This window comes from Collinsella sp. AM10-26 (assembly GCF_003472525.1).
GTDB lineage: Bacteria > Actinomycetota > Coriobacteriia > Coriobacteriales > Coriobacteriaceae > Collinsella.
Genome location: NZ_QRMC01000022.1, coordinates 1 through 1,062, shown reverse-complemented (window position 1 = coordinate 1,062; position 1,062 = coordinate 1). Strand labels below are relative to the sequence as shown.

1 protein-coding gene is annotated in these 1,062 nt (G+C 65.0%); it reads left to right on the top strand.

The window, feature by feature from the left end:
* Nucleotides 1-1,062: SIS domain-containing protein (locus tag DW123_RS09455; protein WP_055252703.1), on the top strand; the 1,062-nt coding region annotated here is incomplete at its 5' end.

Here is a 1,062-nt window from a genome sequence, read left to right as displayed (position 1 = left end):
ATGAAGGAGACCGAGAAGATCGAGATCATGCACTTCGACCAGGAGGGCTACCTCGAGGACGGCAGGAACGTCTACGAGGCGGGCAAGAAGATGACCGCGCTGGCCGACCGCGTGCACGAGGAGGGCTACGACGCCGTCTTCCTGATGGGCGTCGGCGGCACCTGGGACGAGTTCATGCAGCTTGAGTACCTCATGAACAAGTTCGGCGACCGCGACCTCGAGGTCTACCTGATCCACGCCGCCGAGTGGAACGTCATGGGCCACAAGCGCATGACCGACAAGTCCGTCGTGCTGACCGCCTCCGAGTCCGGCACCACCCCCGAGGTGCTCGAGGCCATCGGCAAGATGAAGGAGATGGGCGTGCGCGTCTACGCCATGACCAACCCCGAGGGCAAGATCGGCCGGGCCGTGGGCGCCGAGAACTGCGTCATGATGGCCTCCGACCACGGCGCCGGCGGCTGCGAGAAGGGCTACTACCTCGCCGACTGCTTCGGCCTGCGCCTGCTCAACCGCCGCGGCTGCTTCCCCAAGTTCGACCTGTTCATCGAGCAGACGAAGGACGTCTGGAAGGACATGCTCGACATCCGCAAGCGCTTCGAGCCGCGCGCCGAGGAGCTCGCGAAGAAGTACGCGCTGGCCGACTACACCATGTTCATCGGCTCGGGCGCGCTGTGGGGCGAGACCATCCTGTACTCCATGTGCCTGCTCGAGGAGATGCAGTGGAAGCGCATCCGCCACATCACCTCGCACGACTTCTTCCACGGCACGCTCGAGCTGCTCGAGCCCGGCGTCCCGGTGTTCCTGTTCATGGGCGAGGACGAGTGCCGCGCCCTCGACGAGCGCGTCCGCGCCTTCCTCACCAGCGGCGTGACCGGCGACGAGGACTACGTCATCATCGACACCGCCGAGTACGCGATCCCGGGCCTGGACGACGACTTCCGCGTCATCGTGTCCCCCTGGATCCTGTCCGTGCTGACCACCGACCGCCTCTCGCGCAACTACGAGCTGGTCACCAAGCACAACCTCAAGTACCGCCGCTACTACCACCAGTTCGACTACTAA